Genomic DNA, 2470 nt, shown 5'->3' with positions numbered 1-2470 from the left:
GTGCCGCTGGGCGTGGCGAAGGTCCTGCTGGGCGACATGGCCGAGCGCGGGCTCATCGACGTGCACCAGACGATCTCGTCCGAGGACGGCGACCAGCCGAACATGGGCCTGATGGAGCGGGTGCTCGCGGGGCTGCGCAGGCTCTGAGCGCGGCGCGCGGCGGGGGCTCCCACCGGGGAGCCCGCAGGGGATTTCGCCCAGGGCGATCACCCGCGTCCCGGCGCGCCCTTTGCCGGAAGATCCACCTGCGACCTACTATGCCTTCAGTGTTGACCGAAGGGCAGGGGGTCGCATGAGCGCGGGACGGGAAGCGCGGCTGGCCGCGTGGATCGAGCGGTTCGCCGCCCACTTCGCCGAGGAGGGCATCCCGCTGATCGGCGGGCGCATCCTCGGCTACCTGCTGGTGTGCCAGCCCAGCGAGCGGACGGCCGCCGAGCTGTCCCAGGAGCTGGAGGCCAGCAGCGGGTCCATCAGCACCAACCTGAAGTTCCTCGTCAACGCGGGGCTGGTGACCAAGCGCACCCGCAGGGGCCGCCAGGCCGCCCAGTACCGCATCGACGAGAAGCGCTGGGCGGACCTGGTGCAGCGGAAGCTGGACGCGCTGGTCAGCGTGCGCGAGCTGACCGAGTCCGGGATGCGCCTGATGAGCGGCGACCCGGAGCGGGCGGTCAGGCTGCGCGCCGTGGACGACCTCTACGCGTGGCTGGCCACGGAGCTGCCCTCGCTCTGGGAGCGCAGGCCCTCGCGCTGATCCCCGGCGCCCTCGACGTCGCGGACGCGGGTGACCAGCCACAGGCCCGCGGTCGCGACGACGACCACGGCCGAGCCGAGCACGTGCAGCGACACCAGGGCCTCGGGGATGCCGAGGAAGTACTGGACCATCCCCGAGGTGCCCTGGGCGAGCACGGCGGCCACCAGGAGCCAGTAGCGCTTGCGCGCGGCCCCGAGGTGGAAGTGCAGCGCGAAGCCGAGCGCGATGAGCATCCCCAGGAACAGGAACAGCAGGTCGGCGTGCAGCTGCGCGACGGTCTCGATGTCCACCTGGAGGCGCGGGGTGTCCGCGTCGCCCGCGTGGGGGCCCGCGGCGGTGGTGAAGGTGCCCGCGACCAGCAGCAGGCCCAGCACGCCCGTCTGGACGCCCTGGAGGGCCATCAGGGGGCGGGGCAGCAGCGGCCGGGGCGGCGCGTCGCCCTCGCGCAGCGCGCCGACCAGGAACACGGCGTACCAGACCAGGACCATCGAGATCAGGAAGTGCACGCTCACCGTCCACCAGGCCAGGCCGGCGAGCACGGTGATCCCGCCGACGACGGCCTGCAGGACCACACCGCCGAACTGGACCAGGGCCAGCTTGAGCACGCGCGGGCGGCGGGGCCGGTCGAACCAGGCGGCCAGCACGGTCAGCGCCGTGATGATCGTGATGACGCCGGTGAGCGTCCGGTTGCCGAACTCCACCCACTGGTGCAGCGCGGCCACCTCCGGGTGCTCGACGGGGGTGAAGCTGCCCTCGAAGCACTGGGGCCACGTCGGGCACCCCAGGCCGGAGCCGGTCACGCGGACGACGGAGCCCGTGACGGTGATGCCTGCCTGGGCGAGGACCGCCGCGATGGCGAACGAGCGCTGGCCTGAGCGCAGGAAAGAGGTGAACCAGGACGGTGCGGACACGCACCGATGGTAGGCAAGGTGGTCGGCGGAGCGTGACCGGGGGTTGACAAGATCGGGCGGTGCATGGTTAGGCGGTCCGTGGCAAGGGACCTAGGTCCTGCCGACCGGACGACCGGGTGTCGGGCACGTCGCCGCCCGGCGCGGCGGGCCGGGCGGCGACGGGGTCGGCCGCGGCGGGCCGGTCAGCTCGCTGCTGCCGGGTGCCGGGGTCGCGCGTGGGGTACTCGGTCGAGCAGACCGACGGCGCTGTCGACCACGGGGAGCACGGTCGCGGGGTCGATGGGCCCCTCGAAGACGGCGTAGAGGAAACCGGACTCGAACCGCCACGTCACGTCCTGCCGCGGGCCGGGCAGGGCGTCGGTGCGCGCGGCGAACCAGCGCAGCGCCTCCGCGTTGAACGCGCTGCGCGCGCTCGCCAGGTCGAGCCCGCGCGCGCTGAACTCCACGTCCGCGGGCGAGTCCAGCGGCACGCGGCTGTCCCGGTCCCGCTCGCCCGCGACCGGCAGCCTGGCCTCGTGGGCGAGCGCCATCCGCTCGTGGTGGGGCAGGCCCCTGAGCCGGATCAGGGACATCGGCGGCAGCGGGCGGGTGGCCACCTCGATCCGGTGCTCCACCACCCAGTCGACTCCGATGAGTCTCGGGTGCCGCAGCACCCGCACCGAGTTCTCGGTGACCCGGATGTGCCAGGGGCCGCGCCGCAGGTCCAGCGCGAGGTCGGACCGGAGCGCCGACCGCTGGTAGAACCAGAACGGGAACAGGGAGTCGCGCGGTCCGAGGAGCAGCGGGCGCACCGACGCCGACCAGGGCG

At 73.6% G+C, this 2470-nt stretch carries 3 protein-coding genes and 1 pseudogene; 2 read left to right on the top strand and 2 right to left on the bottom strand.

Features of this window, described 5'->3' with window-relative positions; translation table 11 throughout:
- On the top strand, positions 1-147 hold the full coding sequence (locus ACTUAL_RS29340) for a DUF742 domain-containing protein (protein ID WP_440902508.1): 147 nt from the start codon (positions 1-3) through the stop codon (positions 145-147).
- Between the two features lie 145 nt (positions 148-292).
- A complete protein-coding gene (locus ACTUAL_RS29335; RefSeq protein ID WP_015803876.1) occupies positions 293-751 on the top strand; it encodes a GbsR/MarR family transcriptional regulator in 459 nt (152 codons plus the stop codon).
- On the opposite strand, the gene ACTUAL_RS29330 is transcribed toward ACTUAL_RS29335, so the two are convergent.
- Positions 694-1662: a COX15/CtaA family protein gene (locus tag ACTUAL_RS29330; RefSeq protein ID WP_440902507.1), complete on the bottom strand. Its 969-nt coding sequence runs from the start codon at positions 1660-1662 to the stop codon at positions 694-696. The genes ACTUAL_RS29335 and ACTUAL_RS29330 overlap by 58 nt on opposite strands.
- 182 nt (positions 1663-1844) lie before the next feature.
- A pseudogene (locus ACTUAL_RS29325) lies at positions 1845-2470 on the bottom strand (hypothetical protein); the annotation flags it as partial.

This window comes from Actinosynnema sp. (assembly GCF_052038725.1).
The sequence above is the reverse complement of the archived record's forward strand: the minus strand, read 5'-3'. Positions and strand labels throughout refer to the sequence as shown.

What these genes read in the sequence shown, in the direction of transcription:
- ACTUAL_RS29335 (WP_015803876.1), top strand. Translation starts at nt 293, where the DNA reads ATGAGCGCGGGACGGGAAGCGCGGCTGGCCGCGTGGATCGAGCGGTTC.